At 64.7% G+C, this 22,111-nt stretch carries 17 protein-coding genes and 1 pseudogene; 9 read left to right on the forward strand and 9 right to left on the reverse strand.

What is annotated here, in order from left to right:
- Window positions 1-5: 5 nt before the first annotated feature.
- Complete coding sequence (locus AC1Q5S_RS04310; protein WP_303837564.1) at window positions 6-1,001, reverse strand: KpsF/GutQ family sugar-phosphate isomerase; 996 nt, start codon at window positions 999-1,001, stop codon at window positions 6-8.
- A gap of 48 nt (window positions 1,002-1,049) precedes the next feature.
- On the opposite strand from AC1Q5S_RS04310, the gene AC1Q5S_RS04315 reads away from it, so the two are divergent.
- Window positions 1,050-3,035: a monovalent cation:proton antiporter-2 (CPA2) family protein gene (locus AC1Q5S_RS04315; protein WP_422204797.1), complete on the forward strand. Its 1,986-nt coding sequence runs from the start codon at window positions 1,050-1,052 to the stop codon at window positions 3,033-3,035.
- 191 nt (window positions 3,036-3,226) lie between these two features.
- On the opposite strand, the gene AC1Q5S_RS04320 is transcribed toward AC1Q5S_RS04315, so the two are convergent.
- Window positions 3,227-6,283, reverse strand: coding sequence for an EAL domain-containing protein (locus AC1Q5S_RS04320; RefSeq protein WP_422204799.1), 3,057 nt, complete (start codon window positions 6,281-6,283; stop codon window positions 3,227-3,229).
- Window positions 6,284-6,489: 206 nt separating this feature from the next.
- On the opposite strand from AC1Q5S_RS04320, the pseudogene AC1Q5S_RS04325 reads away from it, so the two are divergent.
- Window positions 6,490-7,041, forward strand: a pseudogene (locus AC1Q5S_RS04325) (adenine phosphoribosyltransferase); the annotation flags it as partial.
- An 85-nt stretch (window positions 7,042-7,126) separates the two neighbouring features.
- Here AC1Q5S_RS04325 and AC1Q5S_RS04330 read toward each other — a convergent pair.
- The 7 genes from AC1Q5S_RS04330 to rpmH all read right to left on the reverse strand — a co-directional run bounded on the left by AC1Q5S_RS04330 (window position 7,127) and on the right by rpmH (window position 12,806).
- Complete coding sequence (locus AC1Q5S_RS04330) at window positions 7,127-7,957, reverse strand: hypothetical protein (protein WP_303836666.1); 831 nt, start codon at window positions 7,955-7,957, stop codon at window positions 7,127-7,129.
- 108 nt (window positions 7,958-8,065) lie between these two features.
- Window positions 8,066-8,557: a Crp/Fnr family transcriptional regulator gene (locus AC1Q5S_RS04335; RefSeq protein WP_422202663.1), complete on the reverse strand. Its 492-nt coding sequence runs from the start codon at window positions 8,555-8,557 to the stop codon at window positions 8,066-8,068.
- A gap of 80 nt (window positions 8,558-8,637) precedes the next feature.
- Window positions 8,638-10,059 carry a tRNA uridine-5-carboxymethylaminomethyl(34) synthesis GTPase MnmE gene (gene mnmE / locus AC1Q5S_RS04340; RefSeq protein WP_303836669.1) on the reverse strand — a complete coding sequence of 474 codons (1,422 nt, stop codon included), beginning with the start codon at window positions 10,057-10,059 and terminating at the stop codon, window positions 8,638-8,640.
- Between the two features lie 82 nt (window positions 10,060-10,141).
- Window positions 10,142-11,845: a membrane protein insertase YidC gene (gene yidC, locus AC1Q5S_RS04345; protein ID WP_303836671.1), complete on the reverse strand. Its 1,704-nt coding sequence runs from the start codon at window positions 11,843-11,845 to the stop codon at window positions 10,142-10,144.
- A complete protein-coding gene (gene yidD / locus AC1Q5S_RS04350) occupies window positions 11,842-12,135 on the reverse strand; it encodes a membrane protein insertion efficiency factor YidD (RefSeq protein ID WP_303836673.1) in 294 nt (97 codons plus the stop codon). The genes yidC and yidD overlap by 4 nt, the downstream gene beginning before the upstream one ends.
- Complete coding sequence (locus AC1Q5S_RS04355) at window positions 12,132-12,608, reverse strand: ribonuclease P protein component (protein WP_303836675.1); 477 nt, start codon at window positions 12,606-12,608, stop codon at window positions 12,132-12,134. Before AC1Q5S_RS04355 ends, yidD begins: the two co-directional genes overlap by 4 nt.
- A 63-nt stretch (window positions 12,609-12,671) precedes the next feature.
- Window positions 12,672-12,806, reverse strand: coding sequence for a 50S ribosomal protein L34 (gene rpmH / locus AC1Q5S_RS04360; RefSeq protein WP_005798102.1), 135 nt, complete (start codon window positions 12,804-12,806; stop codon window positions 12,672-12,674).
- 354 nt (window positions 12,807-13,160) lie between these two features.
- On the opposite strand from rpmH, the gene dnaA reads away from it, so the two are divergent.
- The 7 genes from dnaA to AC1Q5S_RS04395 all read left to right on the forward strand — a co-directional run bounded on the left by dnaA (window position 13,161) and on the right by AC1Q5S_RS04395 (window position 22,099).
- Window positions 13,161-14,585, forward strand: coding sequence for a chromosomal replication initiator protein DnaA (gene dnaA / locus AC1Q5S_RS04365; protein WP_422202777.1), 1,425 nt, complete (start codon window positions 13,161-13,163; stop codon window positions 14,583-14,585).
- Window positions 14,586-14,800: 215 nt separating this feature from the next.
- Entirely contained in the window at window positions 14,801-15,919 is a 1,119-nt protein-coding gene (gene dnaN, locus AC1Q5S_RS04370) for a DNA polymerase III subunit beta (RefSeq protein WP_492238382.1), read from the forward strand.
- A gap of 126 nt (window positions 15,920-16,045) precedes the next feature.
- On the forward strand, window positions 16,046-18,670 hold the full coding sequence (gene gyrB, locus AC1Q5S_RS04375; RefSeq protein ID WP_492238383.1) for a DNA topoisomerase (ATP-hydrolyzing) subunit B: 2,625 nt from the start codon (window positions 16,046-16,048) through the stop codon (window positions 18,668-18,670).
- 361 nt (window positions 18,671-19,031) lie between these two features.
- Entirely contained in the window at window positions 19,032-19,640 is a 609-nt protein-coding gene (locus AC1Q5S_RS04380) for a twin-arginine translocation signal domain-containing protein (RefSeq protein WP_492238384.1), read from the forward strand.
- Between the two features lie 81 nt (window positions 19,641-19,721).
- A complete protein-coding gene (locus AC1Q5S_RS04385) occupies window positions 19,722-21,290 on the forward strand; it encodes a GMC family oxidoreductase (protein ID WP_492238385.1) in 1,569 nt (522 codons plus the stop codon).
- 35 nt (window positions 21,291-21,325) lie between these two features.
- Window positions 21,326-21,673 (forward strand): ribbon-helix-helix domain-containing protein, encoded by a 348-nt coding sequence (locus AC1Q5S_RS04390; protein ID WP_082759123.1) that lies wholly within the window; start codon window positions 21,326-21,328, stop codon window positions 21,671-21,673.
- Between the two features lie 30 nt (window positions 21,674-21,703).
- Window positions 21,704-22,099: a VOC family protein gene (locus AC1Q5S_RS04395; RefSeq protein WP_066786691.1), complete on the forward strand. Its 396-nt coding sequence runs from the start codon at window positions 21,704-21,706 to the stop codon at window positions 22,097-22,099.
- The last annotated feature ends 12 nt before the right edge of the window (window positions 22,100-22,111 follow it).

The following is a 22,111-nucleotide window of genomic DNA, read 5'->3' on the forward strand; positions in this document are numbered from 1 at the left end:
GGAGGTCATATCACCTTCGCACGCATGAGGTCGCGGATGTGGACCACGCCTTCCAGCGCGCCGTCGGCACCCACCACCAGCACGCTGGTGATGCCGTGGGTTTCCATCATTTCGGCGGCATTGACGGCCAGGGCGTCAGGCGCAATGCGGCGGGGTGTGGCATGCATGACCTGGGCGGCCGTGGCCGTGCGCAGGTCGGCACCCGCTTCGATGCGGCGGCGCAAGTCACCGTCGGTGAAGATCCCCAGCACCTGCCCCGCACCATCGACCACGGCGGCGCAGCCCAGCCCCTTGGCACTCATCTCCCGCATCAACGCACTGAACGAGGCCTCGGGCAGCACCCGGGGAACGGCGTCGCCGGAGCGCATGACATCGCTCACGTGCGTCAGCAGCTTGCGACCCAGGGCACCGCCAGGGTGCGAGCGGGCAAAGTCTTCCGGCCGGAAACCCCGCGCATCGAGCAGGGCCACGGCCAGGGCATCGCCCATGGCCAGCTGCGCGGTGGTGCTGGCCGTGGGCGCCAGGTTCAGCGGGCAGGCCTCGCGCTCCACGCTGCAGTCCAGCGTGAGGTCGGCGTGGCGGGCCAGCGTGGAGTGCGGGCCGCCCGTCATGGCGATCAGGGGCACCCCCAGGCGCTTGAGCACCGGCAGCAGCGCCGTGAGCTCGCCGCTTTCGCCGCTGTTGGAGATGGCCAGCACCAGGTCTTCTGCCGTCACCATGCCCAGATCGCCGTGGCTGGCCTCGGCGGGGTGCACAAAGAATGCCGGCGTGCCAGTGGACGCCAGCGTGGCCGCGATCTTGCGCCCGATATGGCCGCTCTTGCCCATACCCATGACCACCACGCGCCCCACGGTCTGCAGCACCCGCTGCACGGCCTGCACGAAACTGCCGTCCAGGCGTGCCGCCAGCCCCGTGAGGGCAGCGGCCTCGATGTCAAACGTTTCCCGCGCCAGGCGCAGGACCTGATCCGGATCAAGGGGAAAATGGGCGGCGGAAGTCATGCGCGGATTCTATCGACCGGGGTGCACGGGCTCGGATAGCATCGCTCCATGTCCTCACTCGCGCTGACCTTGCTGTACCTCCTGGCCGCAGTGTTGGGCGTGGTGGTGTGCCGCAGCCTCAAGCTGCCGCCCATGCTGGGCTACCTGGCCGCCGGGGTGCTGATCGGCCCCCATGCGCTGGCGCTGGCCCAGAACTCGGAAGGCGTGCGCCATCTCGGCGAGTTCGGGGTGGTGTTCCTGATGTTCACCATCGGGCTGGAGTTCAGCCTGCCCAAGCTGCGCGCCATGCGCCGCCAGGTGTTCGGCCTGGGGCTGCTGCAGGTGGTGCTGAGCATGCTGGTGGTCACCGCCCTGGCGCTGGCGCTGGCGCGCTTGGTGGGCGGTGTGTGGGAGATGCGCTGGCAGTCGGCTCTGGCGCTGTCGGGCGTGCTGGCCATGAGCAGCACGGCCATCGTCGTCAAGCTGATGGCCGAGCGCTCCGAACTCGAAAGCGAGCATGGCCGCCGCGTGATGGGCATCCTGCTGTTCCAGGACCTGGCAGTGGTACCCCTGCTGGTGCTGATTCCGGCCCTGGGCTCGTCGCCCGACCACCTGCTGACGGCCCTGGGGCTGGCCCTGCTCAAAGCCGTGGTGCTGGTGGGCCTGCTGCTGTCGGGCGGCCAGCGCCTGATGCGCTGGTGGCTCACGCAGGTGGCGCGGCGCAAGAGCGACGAGCTGTTCATGCTGAACCTGCTGCTGATCACGCTGGGGCTGGCCTGGCTGACCGAGCTGGCCGGCCTGAGCCTGGCCCTGGGCGCCTTCATTGCCGGGGTGCTGGTTTCTGAGACCGAATACCGGCACCAGGTGGGCACCGACATCCGCCCGTTCCACGACGTGCTGCTGGGCCTGTTCTTCATCACCATCGGCATGATGCTGGACTGGCACATCCTGGTGGACCGCTGGGCGCTGGTGCTGGCGCTGGTCACGGTGCCGCTGCTGCTCAAGCTGGTGCTCATCCTGGTGCTGGCGCGCAGCATGGGCGCCACCACCGGGGTAGCCTTGCGCACGGGGCTGTACCTGGCGCAGGCGGGCGAGTTCGGCTTTGTGCTGCTGTCGCTCACACAGAGCAACGGCCTGGTGCAGCCGGCACTGATGAACCCCATTCTGGCGGCCATGGTGCTGTCGATGCTGGCCACGCCGTTCCTCATCATGTACAGCAACCGCATCGTGATGAGGCTGGTGGCCAGCGACTGGCTGCAGCAGTCGCTGCAGATGACCACCATCGCACGCAAGTCCATCAACACCAGCAAGCATGTGATCATTTGCGGCTTTGGCCGCTGCGGCCAGAACCTGGCCCGGATGCTGGACCGCGAAGGCATCCCCTACATGGCGCTGGACCTGGATCCCGACCGCGTGCGCCAGGCCGCTGCGGCGGGCCACTCGGTGGTCTATGGGGATGCCACCCGCCTGCAGGCGCTGATGGCCGCCGGCCTGGTGCGCGCCAGCGCGGTGGCGGTGACCTACCTGGATGTGCCGTCGGCGCTCAAGGTGCTGGCCAGCGCGCGCGCCCATGCACCGCAGGTGCCCGTGGTGGTGCGCACCCAGGACGACCTGCACCTGGACAAGCTGCAGGCCGCCGGTGCCACCGAGGTGGTGCCCGAAGCCATCGAGGGCTCGCTCATGCTGGCCAGCCACGCGCTGGCGCTGGTGGGTGTGCCCATGCGCCGGGTCTTGCGGCTGGTGCAGGACCAGCGCGATGCGCGCTACCAGCTGCTGCGCGGCTACTTTCATGGAGCCGACGACGACACCGTGAACGAGCGCGACCAGGAGCGCCTGTCCACCATCACGCTGCCGCCCGGGGCCAAAGTCATCGGCGAGCCGCTGGGCGGGCTGGCGTTGCCCGCCATGGGGGTGCGGGTGGTCAATCTGCGGCGGGGCGACGGCCATCCGGGTGCCGCAGTGGCCGAAGCCTTGCTGGCAGCGGGAGACACGCTGGTGCTGTCGGGGCACCCGGCAGCGCTGGCGCTGGCCGAGGACAAGTTGCTGCGGGGGTAGCTGGGGCCATTCCCCTGAGGCGCTGCGCGGCTTCGCCGGGAAGGGGGACGATGCCCTCGCTGCGGAGCGGCCCTTGCTCGGCATCCCTGGCTGGGAGCGTGCCAGTTGCTGGGGTTGGCACCAGAATTTGAGGGAAATGTGACCCAAGCGCTTATTTATCAAGCGTTAATTACCATATTTTTAATAGCAATCTAGAGCCATTCCACCGGCCCAGGCCGCCCGAACAGGTAGCCCTGGAACTGCTGGCAGCCGTTGCGCAGCAGAAATGCGCGCTGCCCCTCGGTTTCCACCCCTTCGGCCACCACATCCAGCCCCAGGCTGCTGGCCAGCGTGATGATGGTGCAGGCGATGGCCGCATCGTTGGGGTCGGTCAGCACGTCGCGCACAAAACTCTGGTCGATCTTGAGCTGGTCAATCGGAAGGCGCTTGAGATAGCCCAGCGATGAATAGCCCGTACCGAAATCATCCAGCGAAAACCCCACACCCAGGGTGCCCAGGGCCTGCATTTTCAGGATGCTGTCTTCCACGTCGTGCAGCATCAGGCTTTCGGTCAGCTCCAGCTTCAGCCGGTCAGGCCTCGCGCCGGACTCGCGCAAGGTATCCAGCACCTGCGGCACAAAGTGGGGGTGCCGAAACTCCTGCGCACTGACGTTCACCGCCACGCTCCAGCCGGCGGTGCGGGGCTGGGCCGCCCACAGCGCCAGCTGGTCGCAGGCCAGGCGCATGACCCGCCGCCCCAGCGGCAGTATCAGCCCGGTCTGTTCGACCAATGGAATGAAATCGCCCGGTGGCACCATGCCGCGCTGCGGGTGCATCCAGCGCACCAGGGCTTCGGCGCCCAGCATATCGCCCGCTGCGTTCACCACGGGCTGGTAATGCAGCAGGAATTCGTTGCGCTGCAGGCCCTGCCGGATATCCCCCTCCAGCGCAGACCGCGCGCTGGCGGCTGCCTGCATGGCGGGATCGAAGAAGCACAGCGTGTTGCGGCCCCGGGCCTTGGCCTGGTACATGGCCAGGTCTGCCCGCTGCAGCAGTTCGTGCACCGGTTGCTGCGCGTCCCGGAACAGCGCAATGCCGATGCTCGGCGTGCTGTGCAACTCGCGGTTGTCCACCAGGAAAGGCACATTCAGCGAGGCGATGATCTTCTGGGCAATGGCTTCCGCTTCGACGGCCGCCTCGGGTTCCACCCCGTGCAGGTGCTGAAGAATCACCACGAACTCGTCACCTCCCAGGCGTGCCACGGTATCCACCGCCCGCACACAGGCCTGCAGGCGCGCGGCCACCTGGACCAGCAGGCGGTCACCCCATTCGTGGCCCAGGGTGTCGTTGATGGCCTTGAAGTTGTCCAGGTCCAGAAACAGCAAGGCGCCATGGCATTCGTCGCGCGCACCGCCCTGGGTGGCATGCTCCAGCCGGTCGAGCAAGAGCCTGCGATTGGGCAAGGCCGTGAGTTCGTCATAGAACGCCAGGCGCTCAATCTCGGCCTCGGCCTTCTTGCGTTCGGTGATGTTGCGCGCAACACCGCGATAGCCGCTGAACCGGCCTTCGGCATCAAAAATGGGTTCGCCACTGATGGACACCCAGATCGGCGTGCCGTCGGCGCTGGTGCGCTGCATCTCGAAGTCATGAAAGACCTCGTGGGCTTGCAGCTGTTTGCGGTGCTTGCACCACTGCCCCGGCGCCACGGCGGTCTCGGACAGTTCCCAGCGGGTCAGCCCATAGTGCGCTTCATCCGGGATACCCCGCTCGCGCTCGGACCTGCCGTCAAACCGGACAAACCGGAAGTCGGCATCCTGCTCCCAATACCAGTCCGAGGAAAGATGGGTAAGGCTGCGCCAGCGCGCCTCGCTCTCGCGCAACGCCTGCAGCGTGCCCAGGTAGTCGCTCACATCCGTGAAGGTGCGCACGCGCCCCCCCGCCTCCAGGCGCCGGGTGCGTACTTCCAGGAAGCGCCCGGCGCGGGTTTTGCGGATATAGGTCGCGGGCACATCGGGCCCGTCGATACGCCCGCCGGTGTGCCCAGATGCCACATAGGCCCGTGCGGGCGCTTCGACCAGTCCGAAATCAGGGCCGAAATCTCCCCGTTCGGCCTGGAATCGCACCACTTCTTCCACCAGTGGCTGCGTTTCCAGCAGCGCTTGCGGCAAATCGAGCAGTTCCAGATAGCGCTGGTTGTAGACACGGATGCGTCCCGTTGCATCCACATTCGTGATGCCCTGGGAAACGCTGGCCAGCGTGCTTTCGAGCGCCCGGGTCTTTTCGGCCAACAGCGCGCTGGTGCGGGCCAGCTGGGCTTCGACTCCGCTGCGCGCCAGCGCAGCCCGGCGGGCCAGTTCCAGCTGGCCCACCGTGTTGAGCAGCGGCTGGAGAAACTGTACATCCGCCTTGGAATAGCCCCCCGGGCGATTGGCCAGCCCGACCATGGCGACCAGCGCCCCAGCGGCATGGACGGGCAAGCCCAGATAGGTTGCGACCACCGGATGCCCCCGCGGCACCCCGGCGCGGCGCTGATCGGTGCCGAGGCTGTTGCTGATGACGGGCTCGCCCGTGCGCAGCGCCGCACCCATCAGCGTGTCCAGATTGTCGAAAACCATCCCGTCTTGGACATGCTGGGCATAGTGGGCCCGCGAAGCGGTGTCCCAGCTGATATCGGTCATCGCATGCACCCGCAGGAACGGCTGCCCGTCGGGCGCGTGCTGCACCTGCCCCACCATTCCGAACATGCTGTCGGTCAATGCCATCAACTCCTGCAGCACCGCGTCGAACGCAGCGCGAGGGGCTGTGTCGGCAATGAAGATGGCCTGGACTTTCGAGATGGCCTGCAGCAAGCGGTGCTGACGCGCCAGCATGGCCTCGGCAGCCTGGCGGGCCCGCGCGCCCATGCTGCGCTCCAGCACCGCCTCGATCTGTGCGGGCAGCGCCAGGAGATGATCGCGTTGCGGTGTCTGCACCAGAAAGTCACTGAACCCGTGCCGCATGGCCCGTGCCGCCTCCATCTCTTCTCCCGGGAGCACGATGATCAGGGCCGGCACCTCGCCAAGCCATTCCAGCACATCAAAGGCCGTTCCGTCAGCCATGCTGCGCGCCGTCAGCACGACATCGGTCTGGCGGCGGGCCAGTATCTCGCGGGCTTGCGCCAGGGTGGACGCCACTTCGACGGTCCAGTCCAACCAGGGATCCACCAGCGCATGGACCACTGACTGTGCATAGACAGAGTCACCATCGATCAAGAGAACAGAGATGGGCATGGGCCGATCCGGGGTGCGCAACGCATGCAGCCGCAAAGCCGATGCAGTACAAGGAGAAACAGGAGTTACCCATTATGGGGTTGGCGCGGGCTGCGCCGCCGCAGTGCCATACCTGCGCCGCGGTCCATGGCCACCTGGCACTCTGACACACCGGGAGCCGGAAAACCCCGGCCCTTCTCTCTGCTCCCTGCCCCATCTGCCCCTCCATGCAGCCCCTCAACGTCCACGAATACCTTCGCCAACACATCCGCACCGTGCCTGACTGGCCCGCGCCAGGCGTGCGATTTCGTGACATCACCCCCCTGCTGCAAGATCCCAAGGTCTTTCGCGTCTTGAGAGATGCCTTCGTTCCCCGCTACATGGACCGCGACCTGCGCCCGGACGTGGTGGCAGGGCTGGATGCGCGGGGTTTCATCCTGGGGCCGTGGTGGCCTACGGGCTGAATGGGGGGGTTCGTGCCGATCCGCAAGCAAGGCAAGCGGCCGTTCACCACCGTCGAGGAAATCTACGAGCGCGCATACGGCAGCGCCACGGTCGATTTGCGCACCGATACGGTCAAGGCGGGCGATCGCGTGCTGCGGATCGACGACCTGATTGCCACCGGTGGCACCATGATGGCCGGCAAGAAACTGCTGGAAAAACCCGGTGCCACGGTCACCGAAGATGCCGCCATCGTGGACTTGCCGGAGCTGGGCGGATCCCGACGTCTGCGCGAAGGGGGCCAGGCGCTGTACACGCTGGTGGATTTCGCCGGCCACCGGGAACCCAGGGATGCCCAGCAACCCCGCCAGGCCAACAGGCCAGCGGGGGCATCGGCGTCCGGTTCCGGCCGGCGCCCGTGTTTCAGTTCAGATCGCCGTACTGGGTACTGCTGAGATCGGGCAAGGGCCTGTCTGCACCCTGCATCACCGTGTCTTCAAAGCCGGTCGGCCGTGACGGTGCCAGCAGGGGGCCTGACCGCACCGGAACCCCCGGTTTGGTGGCCGCAGCAGGCGTGGCCCGGACACTGGCGGCATCCGACAGCGCCCGCTTGAACGCAGCCACTTCATCGGCCTCGATCGGATCAAACCGCTGCGCGGAGCGGGCTGCGGGGGCAGCAGCGGAGCGGGCCGGCGGCACTGGCGGCGCGGCATGGGCAACCGGGCGCACGGAAGGCGCCCGCACCGGCATGGCCGGCGCCATGGGGGCCGCGGAGGCCAGCGCGGACAGCGAAGCGCCCTGTGGCGCAATGCCTTTTTGCGGAATACCCACCGCCACATGGTCGTTGATACGCCAGTAAACCGCCGTCACCAGAATGTCGTAGCGCGCCTTGGCCGTCTGGGCAACCAGCGCCTCGATCTCGCTGAGCCGCGCGGTCTCTCCCCCAAACTCGCGGGCCAAGTCCATCATGACGAGAAACTGCCGACCCCGCTGGTCCAGCGACAACACCTTGAACTTGTAACTGGCCGACAGCACACCGGCGCGGACCATGGCATCGCGCACCACGGTATAGAGCAGCTCCCGCCGTTCCATGCGCTCGTTCTTGCGGTTCGCCGCATGGTCCGCTAGCCGCGCGTCAAGGGCCGGGTTGCGTTCCGCAGCCATGGGGATGGTGGCATCCGCATTGAGCAAACCCGAAGGCTCCAGGGGCTTGGAGGGTTGGGATTTGCGGCTAAACCAACTGAACAGGGACATGGTTTGCTTTCTGGGATCGCACCGGTAAATGACCCCATCAAGTTTACCCGGCGCACTCCCGCAAGCCCTGCCTCACAACCCGGTGACAGGCACCACAAGGCCCCGGCGTCAGGTGGCCGCAACGCGGCGGCGGCGGTTACCCAACCGTTTGGCCAGCACGGCGCCAGCGGCCATCGCCAGGCCCAGGGCAATGGCTGGCTGGCGGTTGGACAGTTCGGTGAAGCGCAACGCTGTCAGGCTCCAGAGCTTGGTCGGGACACCCCCCTGCACGGTGGCGCTGCGCGGGCGCATCGAGAAGAAGGCGCCTTCTCCCACCACCGAACCCGGCCCCACGATCGCCAGCCGCAGGCGCTCTTTCTCGTCCTGGTAATGCACGCTCAGGCTGCCACTTTCGACCAGATAAAGGGTTCTGTCGGACGCGCCCTGGGAAAACAGCACATGCCCTGCCGGCAAGGCATAGGGCTGCAGATAGGCCGAAAGAGTTTCCCACTGCGCAGGCGTCAGGGGATTGGTCATGCTGTCCTCTGCGTTGGCCTGGGCGATCGCATTGAGCAGACCAGTGAGATCAATCTTGGATGAAATGGGCGTAATGGCATTCATGGTCTGCCGAAACTAACCTTGTAACAGAGCAGGCACAAGCACTCTTTACGTATGTTTACAACAAATGCCGACCGATGATGTTACTTACCGATACAAAAGCTGGAGAAGATGACACCAAGCAAATCGTCAGAGGTGAACTCGCCCGTGATGGTGCTCAGCGCGTTCTGGGCCAGCCGCAGCTCCTCCGCCAGAAGATCCAGCGCGGGGCCGCGCGCATCCAGCTGCGCTGCGGCTTGCTCCAGATGCGCCTGCACATGGCCCAGCGCCTGCACATGCCGCGCGCGGGCGATGTACACGCCCTCCGGCGCCGACTGCCAGCCCGCCACCTCCAGCAGGATGCGGCGCAAGGCATCCAGCCCCTCGCCCGTGCGGGCCGACAGGTGCACGGCGGCGCGCCCTGCGGCCTGGGGTTGCCGCGCACTGGGCACGCAATCGACCTTGTTCCACACATCGATGACCGGCACGGAGGAAAGCAGTTTTTGGCCCAGTGCGCTTTCTATGGCTGCGTCGGCAGCTCGGTATTCGATGGCGCCCCAGCGCGCCAGATCGTGCAGGAACAGCACCGCGTCGGCGCCGGCAATGGCGTCCCAGGCTCGGGCGATGCCGATGCGCTCCACCTCGTCGTCGCTGTCGCGCAGGCCGGCGGTGTCGATCACATGCAGCGGCACGCCTTCGATCTGGATGGTCTGCTGCACCTTGTCGCGCGTGGTACCGGCAATCGGCGTCACGATGGCCAGTTCGGCGCCCGCCAGTGCATTGAGCAGCGAGCTCTTGCCGGCATTGGGCTGACCGGCAATCACGACCTTGATGCCTTCGCGCAGCAGCGCACCCTGGCGGGCACGCTGCATCACCTGCGCCAGCGTTTGCTCCAGTTGGAATAGCTGTCCACGCGCATCTGCCTTTCGCAGGAAGTCGATTTCTTCCTCAGGAAAATCCAGCGTGGCCTCGACCAGCATGCGCAGATGGATCAACGCGTCGCGCAGGGCATGGATCTCGGCCGAGAACGCCCCAGTGAGCGAGCGGCTGGCGCTGCGGGCCGCCGCCTCCGTGCTGGCATCGATCAGGTCGGCAATCGCCTCAGCCTGGGCCAGATCGATCTTGTCGTTGAGGAAGGCGCGCTCGGTGAATTCACCCGGCTGTGCCACGCGCAGGCCCGGGAGCGCCGGCTGTCCCGTGTCCGGGTGGGCCCGGGCACCCGCTTGCAGGCAGCGCGACAGCAAGAGCTGCAGCACCACGGGGCCGCCATGGGCCTGCAGCTCCAGCACGTCCTCGCCGGTGTAGCTGTGCGGGCCGGGGAAGTACAGGGCCAGCCCCTGGTCGATGGCCTGGCCCTGCGCATCGCGGAAGGGCAGGTAGGTGGCCTCGCGGGGTTTCAGCGCTCGGCCACACAGGGCCTGCACCAGCGTGTCCAGCCCCCGCCCCGAGACACGCACGATGCCGACGGCCCCGCGCCCCGGGGCAGTGGCGATGGCAACGATGGGGTCATGGTGGCGGGCAAGCATGGTGGCGACTGTACAGGGTGGATGGAAATGAAAAAGGCCGCTTGCGCGGCCTTGGGGAACCCGGGGACTTAGCGACGCAAGTTCACTTGAACTTCGGCAGATTGAACTGCGGAGGCACGCCCATGCGGGTGTTGATGATCCACTGCTGCGCGATCGACAGGATGTTGTTCGTCAGCCAGTACAGCACCAGGCCGGCCGGGAAGAAGAAGAACATCACGCTGAAGATCAGCGGCATGAACCACATCATCTTGGCCTGCATCGGGTCTGGCGGAGCAGGGTTCAGCGCGGTTTGCAGCAGCGAGCTGGCCGTCATCAGCAGGGGCAGGATGAAGAACGGATCAGGCGCGGAAAGATCGCGGATCCAGCCGATCCAGGGCGCGTTGCGCATCTCGACGCTGGACAGCAGCACCCAGTACAGCGCAATGAACACCGGGATCTGGACCATGATGGGGAAGCAGCCACCCATGGGGTTGACCTTTTCCTCGCGATAGATGCGCATCATTTCCTGCTGCATCTGCTGCGGCTTGTCCTTCAGGCGCTCACGCATCTCCGTGATCTTGGGGTTGATGGCCTTCATCTTGGCCATGCTGGCGTAGGCCTTGGCATTGAGCCAGTAAAACGCGATCTTGAGCAGCAGCACCAGAGCCACGATGGACCAGCCCCAGTTGCCCAGCAGCTTGTGCAGCTGGTCGAGCAGCCAGTACAGCGGCTTGGACAGGATGGTGAGCCAGCCGTAGTCCTTGACGAGTTCCAAGCCGGGGGCGAGTTTTTCCAGGCTCGTCTCGACCTGCGGGCCGGCAAACAATTGCGCCTGCACCGACTTGCTCGCGCCCGGCGCGATTTCACCCACGGGCGTGATCATGCCCACCGAATACAGGTTGGCGTCCACCTTGCGCATGAACAAGTCGCGCTGGATGCCGTCGCCCAGCAGCCAGGCGCTGGCAAAGTAGTGCTGCACCATGGCCACATAGCCGTTGGTGGCGGTCTTTTCGATCTCGGCCTTGCCTTCTTCGATCTTCTTGAACTCGACCTTCTGGTATTTCTTGGCGTCGGTATAGACCGCCGGGCCGGTGAAGGTGGAATAGAACGACGACTCTCCGGGCGGTGGGTTGCCATCGCGCACCAGTTGCAGATACAGCTGGGGCGAAACCGGCGTGCTGCCGGTGTTCACCACCTCGTGGGCCACGGCCATGTCATACGAGCCGCGCTTCAGCGTCCAGGTCTTGACCAGCTTCAGGCCGCCCAGGTCGGGCGATTCAAAGCGCACGCTCAGTTCGTTGTCGCCATCCCGCAGCACGCGGGGGCCCGGCACGGCCGTCATCACCGTCTTGTGGGTGGGGTAGGCGCCACCGATCAGGCCCGTCTGGGCCACGTACACCCGCGCAGCGCTTTCGTCGAACAGCACGAAGTTGCGGGTCTTGTCGGCCATGTCCACATGCTTGAGCAGTTCGGCATGGGTGAGCGAGCCGCCTTCGCTGTCGAAGGTGAGGCGATAGACGTCGGTGGTGACTTCGACGCGTTCGCGCACGGCGGGCGCTGCGGGGGCGGGCTGGCCCGGTACGGAAGAGACACCCTGCGGTGCAGCGGCAACGGGTGCGTTGGCCACCGGGACACTGGCAGCACCGGTGGCCCCCGACGCCGCGCCCGTGGCGGCAGGCGCAGTCACCGCCGGGGTGGAGGGGAAGAAAGTGGCCTTGTTGCCGTTGTGCAGTTGCCACTTGTCCCACAGCAGAACCATGGAAAAGCCAAAAATCACCCACAGAATGGTGCGGCGAATGTCGTTCATGAAGACTTCTTTGGTGAGGATGGTTGGGTGTTGGAAGGAGAAAGCCGCGAAAAAAGCCGCATGCTGCGCGGCAATTGTTGCGGGACCGGGTCATGGCCCCCGTCACACCAGGGGTGGCAGCGTACCAGCCTGCGCACTGTAAGGTAACTGCCGGCCGCAGCGCCGTGCTGCTCCAGCGCCTGCAGCGAATAGGCCGAACAGGTCGGCTCGAACCGGCAGGCCGAACCCAGCCAGGGGCTGAGGAACAGCCGATAGCCCTTGACCACGCCGATCAGCAACGCACGCATCATGGTGCCACCTGCACTGGTGCTGGCACCTGCGCCACGGCAGGACGCCGAGCAGCGTGCCCAAACAGCTGCAGCAGCTCGGCCCGCACGGCCTGCTTGAGCGGGTCGGACGTGGCACTGACAAACTGCTTGCGATCAAACGTGGCCCGCAAGCGCACGACATGGGCCGCCTGCGGCAAACGGGCCTCGAACAAGGCCGCCACGGCATAAATCTGCCGCTTGATGGTGTTGCGCGTCACGGCACGGCGCGCCCAGCGCTTGGGCACCATGGCACCCAGCCAGACATCAGACACGCCAAACAGGGCCTGCGACCCTTGCACAGCTGGCAAGGAGTCGGGCCCTGTGGGAGCAATGCCTGTCACGGCAGCCTTCTCAGCGTCCAGCACCAGACGGTGCAGCGCAAAGTGCGCCGTGCGGGAGACAGTGCCTCCCGCCATGGCCGCCTGGAACTGCGGACGGGTTTTCAGCCGTTGCATGCCAGCACCCCGTTTGGAACCTGACGGCGCAAACCGGGGAGCAGGTCCAAGACCGTAACGGCCTTAGACGGCCAGGCGCTTGCGGCCCTTGGCGCGGCGTGCGTTGATCACGGCGCGGCCACCGCGGGTCTTCATGCGGACGAGGAAACCATGGGTGCGCGCGCGGCGCGTCTTGGAGGGCTGGTAAGTACGTTTCATTTTGCTATTCCTTGAGGCTCAGTTCCGGACTGCTGCTCTTGAACACCGCCACCACTGGCCGCGCCGCCCCTTGCGGGATGCGCACACAACCAAAGGATTTGCGGGGCAGAAATAACGGCGCGCCGGGTCAAATCACCCTGAACGCATTCAGGGAAACCAAAAATTATCGCAGGCTTGGCGCCGGCTGGCAATGCCCATTGTGTTGTGGGCCTTTGGCGAGGCGCGCAAAACCCGTTCCGGGATCCCGCCGACACTTGGTTCAAAGCAGCCTCTCAAATTGTGGATAACTTCTTGACAAGCTACAATCCACCGCCTCGAACCGTTCCTCTATCCACAACAAGAATGCCCCCTGAAATGACCGAGGAATCCCATCGCAGCCCCACAGGCCAGCCCGGCGCCGATGCCGGCCAGGGCCTCTGGCAGGCCTGCGTTGAACAGCTCGCCCAAGACCTGCCAGAGCAACAGTTCAACACCTGGATCAAGCCCCTGACTGCCCAGGTGGCCGAAGACTTCTCCAAGGTCACCGTGCTGGTGGGCAACCGTTTCAAGCTGGACTGGATTCGGGCCCAGTATGCGGGCCGCATCGCCGCGCTGCTCGAAGGCCTCTACGGTCAATCGGTCACCCTGGAGTTAGCGCTCGCTCAGCGCGAAGCCGTTGCCCGTACTTATATACGACCAGCTGCCCCTGAACAATCCAGCACCCCAGCGCTGTCTGAATCAGCCTCTGGCAACAGCGACGAGGCTTCGGCCGGTGCATTCCGCAACCGGCTCAACGCCGCCCTGACTTTCGAGACCCTGGTGGAGGGCACGGCCAACCGCATGGCGCGCTCGGCCGCCATGCATGTGGCAGGCATGCCCGGGCATCTGTACAACCCGCTCTTCATCTATGGCGGCGTGGGCCTGGGCAAGACCCACCTGATGCACGCGGTGGGCAACCGCCTGCTGACCGACCGGCCCGACGCCAAAGTTCTCTACATCCATGCCGAGCAGTTTGTGTCGGATGTGGTTAAGGCCTACCAACGGCGCACCTTCGATGAATTCAAGGAGCGCTACCACTCGCTGGATCTGCTGCTGATCGACGATGTGCAGTTTTTTGCCAACAAGGACCGCACGCAGGAAGAATTCTTCAACGCATTCGAGGCGCTGCTGGCCAAAAAGTCACACATCGTGATGACGTCGGACACGTATCCGAAGGGTCTGGCCAACATCCACGAGCGCCTGGTGTCGCGCTTTGATTCGGGCCTGACGGTCGCGATCGAGCCGCCCGAGCTCGAAATGCGCGTGGCCATCCTGATCAACAAGGCGCGCGCCGAAAGCACCGAGATGCCCGAGGAAGTGGCCTTCTTCGTGGCCAAGAACGTGCGCTCCAACGTGCGCGAGCTCGAAGGCGCCTTGCGCAAGATCCTGGCGTACTCGCGCTTCAACCAGAAGGAAATCTCCATCCAGCTGGCCCGCGAGGCGCTGCGCGACCTGCTGTCCATCCAGAACCGGCAGATTTCTGTGGAAAACATCCAGAAGACGGTGGCCGACTATTACAAGATCAAGGTCGCCGACATGTACAGCAAGAAGCGGCCGGCCAGCATTGCCCGGCCGCGCCAGATTGCCATGTACCTGGCCAAGGAGCTGACGCAAAAGAGCCTGCCCGAGATCGGAGAGCTGTTTGGCGGGCGCGACCACACCACGGTGCTGCATGCCGTGCGCAAGATTTCGGGCGAGCGCCAGCAACTGACCGAACTGAACCAGCAGCTGCATGTGCTGGAGCAAACACTCAAGGGTTGACGTGGAACACCCCCTGAGTCGCCTTCGGCGGCGTCCCTCGCCTGGGCAGTGCCAGTCCCAGAGGCCGGGAGGGCCTCCATCGCGCCGGATAACCGAAAAATGCGTCTGTAGCAGCAATGCCCTTGCAAGAGGGCAAAATGGGGGTTTGTGCGGCAGGGGGAGGCACCACCTGTGCTGCTGTCCACACACCGTTCCAAAAACCACAAGAGGTTGACATGATCGTCCTGAAGGCAACACAAGACAAGGTTCTCGCGGTTCTGCAATCGGTCTCCGGCATCGTCGAGCGCCGCCACACCCTGCCCATCCTGGCCAATGTGCTGATCCGCAAGACGGGCAATGCCCTGCAGCTGACGACCAGCGACCTCGAAATCCAGATCCGCACCACGGCCGAGCTCGGTGGCGACACCGGCGACTTCACGACCACGGTGGGTGCGCGCAAGCTCATCGACATCCTGCGCACCATGCCCGGCGACCAGACGGTGAGCCTGGAATCGGCCCAGTCCAAGCTCATCCTCAAGGGTGGCAAGAGCCGCTTCACGCTGCAGACGCTGCCCGCCGAGGATTTTCCGCTGGTGCAGGAATCGGCCGCCTTTGGCCCCGTTTTCAGCGTGCCGCAGAAGGTGCTGAAGGACCTGCTCTCCCAGGTGTCGTTCGCCATGGCGGTGCAGGACATCCGCTACTACCTGAACGGCATCCTGTTCGTGGCCGAGGGCAAGCAGCTGAGCCTGGTGGCCACCGACGGCCACCGCCTGGCCTTCGCCAGCGCCACACTGGATGTGGAAGTGCCCAAGCAGGAAGTGATCTTGCCGCGCAAGACGGTGATCGAGCTGCAACGCCTGCTGTCGGACGCAGGCGGCGAGAACCAGCCCCACATCGAGATGCAGTTTGCCAACAACCAGGCCAAGTTCACCTTTGGTGGCATGGAGTTCGTCACCAAGCTGGTCGAAGGCAAGTTCCCCGATTACAACCGCGTGATCCCGCGCAACCACACCAACAGCATCACCCTGGGCCGTGCGCCGCTGCTGGCCAGCCTGCAGCGCACCGCCATCATGACCAGCGACAAGTTCAAGGGCGTGCGCCTGAACCTGGAGCCTGGCACGTTGCGTGTGGCCAGCAACAACGCCGAGCAGGAGGAGGCCGTGGACGAGCTCGACATCGACTACGGTGGCGACACCATCGAAATCGGCTTCAACGTCACCTACCTCATCGACGCCCTGGCCAACATGGGGCAGGACATGGTGAAGGTGGAGCTGTCGGACGGCAACAGCTCGGCGCTGCTGACCATCCCCGACAACAGCAACTTCAAGTACGTCGTCATGCCCATGCGCATCTGACGCCATCCCCGCAGCAGAACACCATCGTTTTGATAGCAACTAGCGCTTACCAGATAAGCGCTAGAGCCAATTTTCATCATTGAACACATTGGAAACCACCGGTTTCCACGGATCCCAAGGCCCACCATGACCGCTGACAACACGCAACCCGAGCCCACCGAGAACGGCTCCACCGGCAATGGTGAGCCCGCGATGCCCGTCGTGCCAAAGATCGACACGAACCAGGCCGGTGCCAGCGAGAGCTACGGCGAAGGCGCCATCACCATCCTCGAAGGCCTGGAGGCCGTGCGCAAACGCCCCGGCATGTACATCGGCGACACGAGTGACGGCACCGGCCTGCACCACCTGGTGTTCGAGGTGGTGGACAACTCCATCGACGAGGCGCTGGCCGGCCACTGCGATGACATCGTGGTCACCATCCACACCGACAACTCCATCAGCGTGACCGACAACGGCCGCGGTATCCCCACCGGCGTGAAGATGGACGACAAGCACGAGCCCAAGCGCTCGGCGGCCGAGATCGCGCTGACCGAACTGCACGCCGGCGGCAAGTTCAACCAGAACAGCTACAAGGTCTCGGGTGGCCTGCACGGCGTGGGCGTGAGCTGCGTGAACGCGCTCAGCAAGAAACTGCGCCTGACCGTGCGCCGCGAAGGCAAGGTGCATGTGCTGGACTTCAGCCAGGGCTTTGTGCAAAACCGCATCATCGAACAGGTGGACGGCATCGAAGTTTCGCCCATGAAAGTCATCGGGGACACCGAGAAACGCGGCACCGAAGTGCACTTTCTGCCCGACACCGAGATCTTCAAGGAAAACAGCGAGTTCCACTACGAGATCCTGGCCAAGCGCCTGCGCGAGCTGAGTTTCCTGAACAACGGCGTGCGCATTCGCCTCAAGGACGAGCGCAGCGGCAAGGAAGACGACTTCTCGGGCGCCGGTGGTGTGCGCGGCTTTGTCGAGTTCATCAACAAGGGCAAGACCGTGTTGCACCCCACCTCGTTCTACGCGGCGGGCGAGCGCCCCGCCGAGACCTACGGCGGCATCCCCGGCACACACATCGGCGTGGAAGTGGCCATGCAGTGGAACAGCGCTTACACCGAGCAGGTCCTCTGTTTCACCAACAACATCCCGCAGCGTGACGGCGGCACCCACCTGACCGGCCTGCGCGCCGCGATGACCCGCGTCATCAACAAATACATCGAAGAAAACGAGCTGGCCAAGAAGGCCAAGGTCGAAGTCACCGGCGACGACATGCGCGAAGGACTGTGCTGCGTACTCTCGGTCAAGGTGCCCGAGCCCAAGTTCAGCAGCCAGACCAAGGACAAGCTGGTGTCGAGCGAAGTACGCGCGCCCGTGGAAGACATCGTGGGCAAGCTGCTCACCGATTACCTGCAGGAAAAACCCAACGACGCCAAGATCATCTGCGGCAAGATCGTCGAGGCCGCCCGCGCCCGCGAAGCCGCCCGCAAGGCCCGCGAAATGACGCGCCGCAAGGGCGTGCTCGACGGCATGGGCCTGCCCGGCAAGCTGGCCGACTGCCAGGAAAAAGACCCGGCGATGTGCGAGATCTACATCGTCGAGGGCGACTCCGCCGGCGGCTCCGCCAAGCAGGGCCGCGACCGCAAGTTCCAGGCCATCCTGCCGCTACGCGGCAAGATCCTGAACGTGGAAAAGGCCCGCTACGAAAAGCTGCTCACCAGCAACGAAATCCTCACGCTCATCACGGCGCTGGGCACCGGCATCGGCAAGGCCGGCGGCAGCACCGGCAGCGACGATTTCGACGTGGCCAAGCTGCGCTACCACCGCATCATCATCATGACCGACGCCGACGTGGACGGCGCGCACATCCGCACCCTGCTGCTGACCTTCTTCTACCGCCAGATGCCCGAACTGGTCGAGCGCGGCCACATCTACATCGCCCAGCCGCCGTTGTACAAGGTCAAGGCCGGCAAGGAGGAGCTGTACCTGAAGGACGCACCCGCACTCGACGGCTTCCTGCTGCGCATCGCACTGAACCACGCCAGCGTGACCACCGGCGGTGCCAACCCGCAAACCCTGGCCGGCGACACCCTGGCCGAACTGGCGCGCAAGCACCAGATCGCTGAAAGCGTCATTGCCCGCCTGGGCAACTTCATGGACGCAGAAGCCCTGCGCGCCATTGCCGACGGCGTTTCCCTCCAGCTCGACACCGTGGCCGAAGCCGAAACCAGCGCCGTGGCCCTGCAGGCCAAGCTGCGCGAGCTCAACACCACCGGTGCCCCCGCCGAAGTGGCCGGCGAGTTTGACGCGCGCACCGACAAGCCCCTGCTGCGCATCAGCCGCCGCCACCACGGCAACATCAAGAGCAGCGTCCTCACGCAAGACTTCGTGCACGGTGCCGACTACGCCGCCCTGGCCGAGGCCGCCGAAACCTTCCGCGGCCTGTTGGGCGAAGGCGCCAAGGTGATGCGCGGCGAAGGCGAAAAGCAAAAAGAAGAAAAAGTGGGCGACTTCCGCCAGGCCATGAAGTGGCTCATCTCGGAGGCCGAACGCTCCACCAGCCGCCAGCGCTACAAAGGCCTGGGCGAAATGAACCCCGCCCAGCTGTGGGAAACCACCATGGACCCCACCGTGCGCCGCCTGCTGCGCGTGCAGATCGACGATGCGATCGAGGCGGATCGGGTGTTCACCATGCTGATGGGCGATGAGGTAGAACCGCGCCGGGACTTCATCGAAACCAATGCGCTGCGCGCCGGCAATATCGACGTCTGAGTCGAAACTCTCCAGTCTGGGTATTAGCATGAATTAGCCAGTGACGGGAAAAAAAGGAACGCAACCGCGTTCCTTTTTTTTGTCCCGGCCCGGCAGGTCGGGTATGCGCCGGCTGCGATCACAGCCACCCATCGCTTAGGACTGCACAGGACTGCTGCGCAGGCCTTTAACTCCTCCGCCTGCAAATCGGCCAGAAAACGCGTTAAATATCACGATCGTTGCGTAAATCGTCTGTTGAAAGCATTTGCCCTAGGGGAATCCCTGTAGGTATTCCGTTATGACCTATCCCATGGGGCTGATTTTTAGAATTTCACCCGTGTAGAGAAAGTGCCACCAAGCCAGTCATACCGGAGACGACACCATGCGATTCATCCCAATTTCTCAAAAGCAGGCGCACGAATCTTCCACGCCGGCCACGCAGCTGCCCCTGACCCGCCGCAGCCTGCTCAAAGGCTCGGGCGTGCTGATGGGGACGCTGGCCGCTGGCAGCACGCTCGCGCTGCTGGCACCCTCCACCGCCTGGGCGCTGGAGCTCAAGCAACTGAGCCAGGTCGAGGGCAACACCCTGCTGCAGATGGGCCGGGTGCTGTTCCCGCACGCCAAGCTTCCCGACGCGGTGTACGCGCTGCTGGCCAAGGACCTCGACGGGGGTGCCGCGGCCGATCCGGAAAAGGCGAAGATGCTCCAGGCCGGCATTCAGAACCTGGACCACCTGGCAGGTGGCAGCTTCCTCAAGGCCAGCAAGCAGCGCCGCCTTGAAGCGGTGAAGGCCATGGAGGGGCAGGACTTTTTCAATAAGGTGCGCGGCCAATGCGTCACCTCCCTTTACGACAACGAGATGGCTTTCGCGGTCTTCGGCTACGAAGGCTCGGCCTGGGAAAAAGGTGGCTATCTCCTGCGCGGCTTCCAGGACCTGAAGTGGCTGCCCGCGCCCTCCGCCCAGGCCAGCCCAGCGCCCTATCTGGGCTGAACGCAGCCCATCTTCCGGCATTTCGCACTCACATATTGATAAAGCGTGCCCCTCAGCGATTGGGCGCACCAGGAGACACTCATGGCCAAATTTGATAACAGCGACGACTCGGTGGTCGTCATCATCGGCTCCGGCGCGGGCGGCGGTACCCTGGCAAACGAGCTGTGCCAAAAGGGCATCAAGGTTGTCGTGCTGGAGGCGGGCGGCAAGCAGTCCAACGCCAGCTTCATCAACGACGAATGGAAGGCCTTCAGCCAGCTGTCGTGGCTGGACAAGCGCACCACCTCGGGCAGCTGGCGCATCGCCAAGGACTTTGCCGGTTTGCCGGCCTGGATCTGCAAGACCGTGGGCGGCACCACCACGCACTGGGCCGGCGCATCGCTGCGCTTCCAGGAGCATGAGTTCCGCACCAAGACCGTCTATGGCGACATCAAGGGTGCCAACCTGCTGGATTGGCCCATCACGTACAAGGACCTTGAGCCCTACTACGCCAAGGCCGAAAACAAGATGGGTGTGACCCGCACCAACGGCATCCCGGGTCTTCCGGGCAACAACAACTTCAAGGTGATGTACCACGGCGCCACCAAGCTGGGCTACAAAGAGGTGCACACCGGCAACATGGCCGTCAACAGCCAACCGCGCGACGGGCGCGGCAGGTGCCTGCAGTTGGGCTTCTGCTTTCAAGGCTGCAAGAGCGGCGCCAAGTGGTCCACGCTGTACACCGAGCTTCCGGCGGCCGACGCCACGGGCAATTTTGAATTGCGCACCGAAGCCCACGTCACCCGCATCGAGCACAACGCCGCGGGACGCGTCAACGGCGTGGTCTATATGGACAAGGACGGCAAGGAGCAGCGCCAGAAAGCACGCATCGTCTGCGTGGCCGGCAACTCCATCGAAACGCCGCGCCTGTTGCTGCTGTCCGCATCCAACATGTTCAAGGATGGCTTGGCCAACTCGTCCGGCCAGGTGGGCCGCAACTACATGCGCCACATGACCGGATCGGTGTACGCAGCCTTCAAGAACCCGGTCCACATGTACCGCGGTACCACCATGGCCGGCATCGTCCGCGACGAAGCCCGCCACGACACCCGCCGCGGCTTTGCCGGTGGTTATGAGCTGGAGACCGTGTCGCTGGGCATTCCGTTCATGGCGGCCTTTCTCAACCCGGGCGGCTGGGGCGCTGACTTCGCCTGGTGGATGGACCACTACACCAACCTGGCCGGCATGTGGCTGGTGGGCGAGGACATGCCGCGCGAGACCAACCGCGTTACGCTCAACACCAGCGTCAAAGACCAGTACGGCAACTACGTGCCCAACGTGCACTTCGACGACCACGACAACGACATTGCCATGCGCAACCACGCCTTCACCCAGGCCGAGCGCATCTACGGCGCGGCGGGTGCGATCAAGACCTTCCGCACGCCGCCCTATCCGTCGACGCACAACATGGGTACCGCCCGCATGAGCGCACGCGCCCAGGACGGAGTCTGCAACCAGTGGGGCCAGACGCACGACATTCCGAACCTGTTCATCAGCGACGGCAGCCAGTTCACCACCGGCGGCGCGGAAAACCCCACGCTGACGATCGTGTCGCTGGCGATTCGCCAGGCCGAATACATCGCTTCGCAGATGGCGCAACGCGCCCTGTAAGCAAGGCCCCAAACGCTCTACGCAGGAGACTCCCCATGTGTGAATTCTTCGTTGCCGCCGATCCGATTCTTTACGAATCGCGTACCCGCACCGTGCGCATCCGGGGGGTGTCGACCAGCATCCGGATGGAAAACTTCATCTGGGACACGCTGGCGCGCCTGGCGGCCGAAGAGGGGGTTACCACCAACACCCTGATTGTGCAGTTCCACGACGAGATCCTGCGCCACCGGGGCGATGTGCTGAATTTCACCTCTTTCCTGCGGGTCACGTGCCTGCGCTACCTTCGACGAAAGTGCGACCAGCTCGAAGCGGCTGAAACCGTGGAAGACGCCGTAGGTGGCCACGTGCCGCATGTCCGCAACCCCCAGCATCTCCCACACTGAGGCAACCCCTCTCAACCAATAACGCAACGTATGGCCAAACTGATTCACACCATGATCCGGGTGCACGACCTAGACGCATCCCTGAAGTTCTACCGCGAGGTCTTCAACCTCACGCCCGCCCACCGGCTGGATTTCCCTGACTTCGCGCTGGTCTACCTGCGCAACGAAGAGAACGACGCCGAGATTGAGCTGACCTGGAACAAGGGACGCGAAACGCCCTATACGCATGGCGATGGCTACGGCCACGTGGCCGTGGTGGTGGACGACGTGCCGGCGCGGCACGCCGAGCTGATCGCCGCAGGTTACGAGCCGTTGCCGGTCAAGGAATTCAAGAGCGGCGACGAACTGTTGGCGCGCTTCTTCTTCATCCTGGACCCGGACGGCTACAAGATCGAAGTGCTGGAAAAGCACGGCCACTACCGCTGAGCGCAACGCCGC

The sequence above is a fragment of the Acidovorax sp. GW835-FHT14B10 genome (assembly GCF_058793725.1).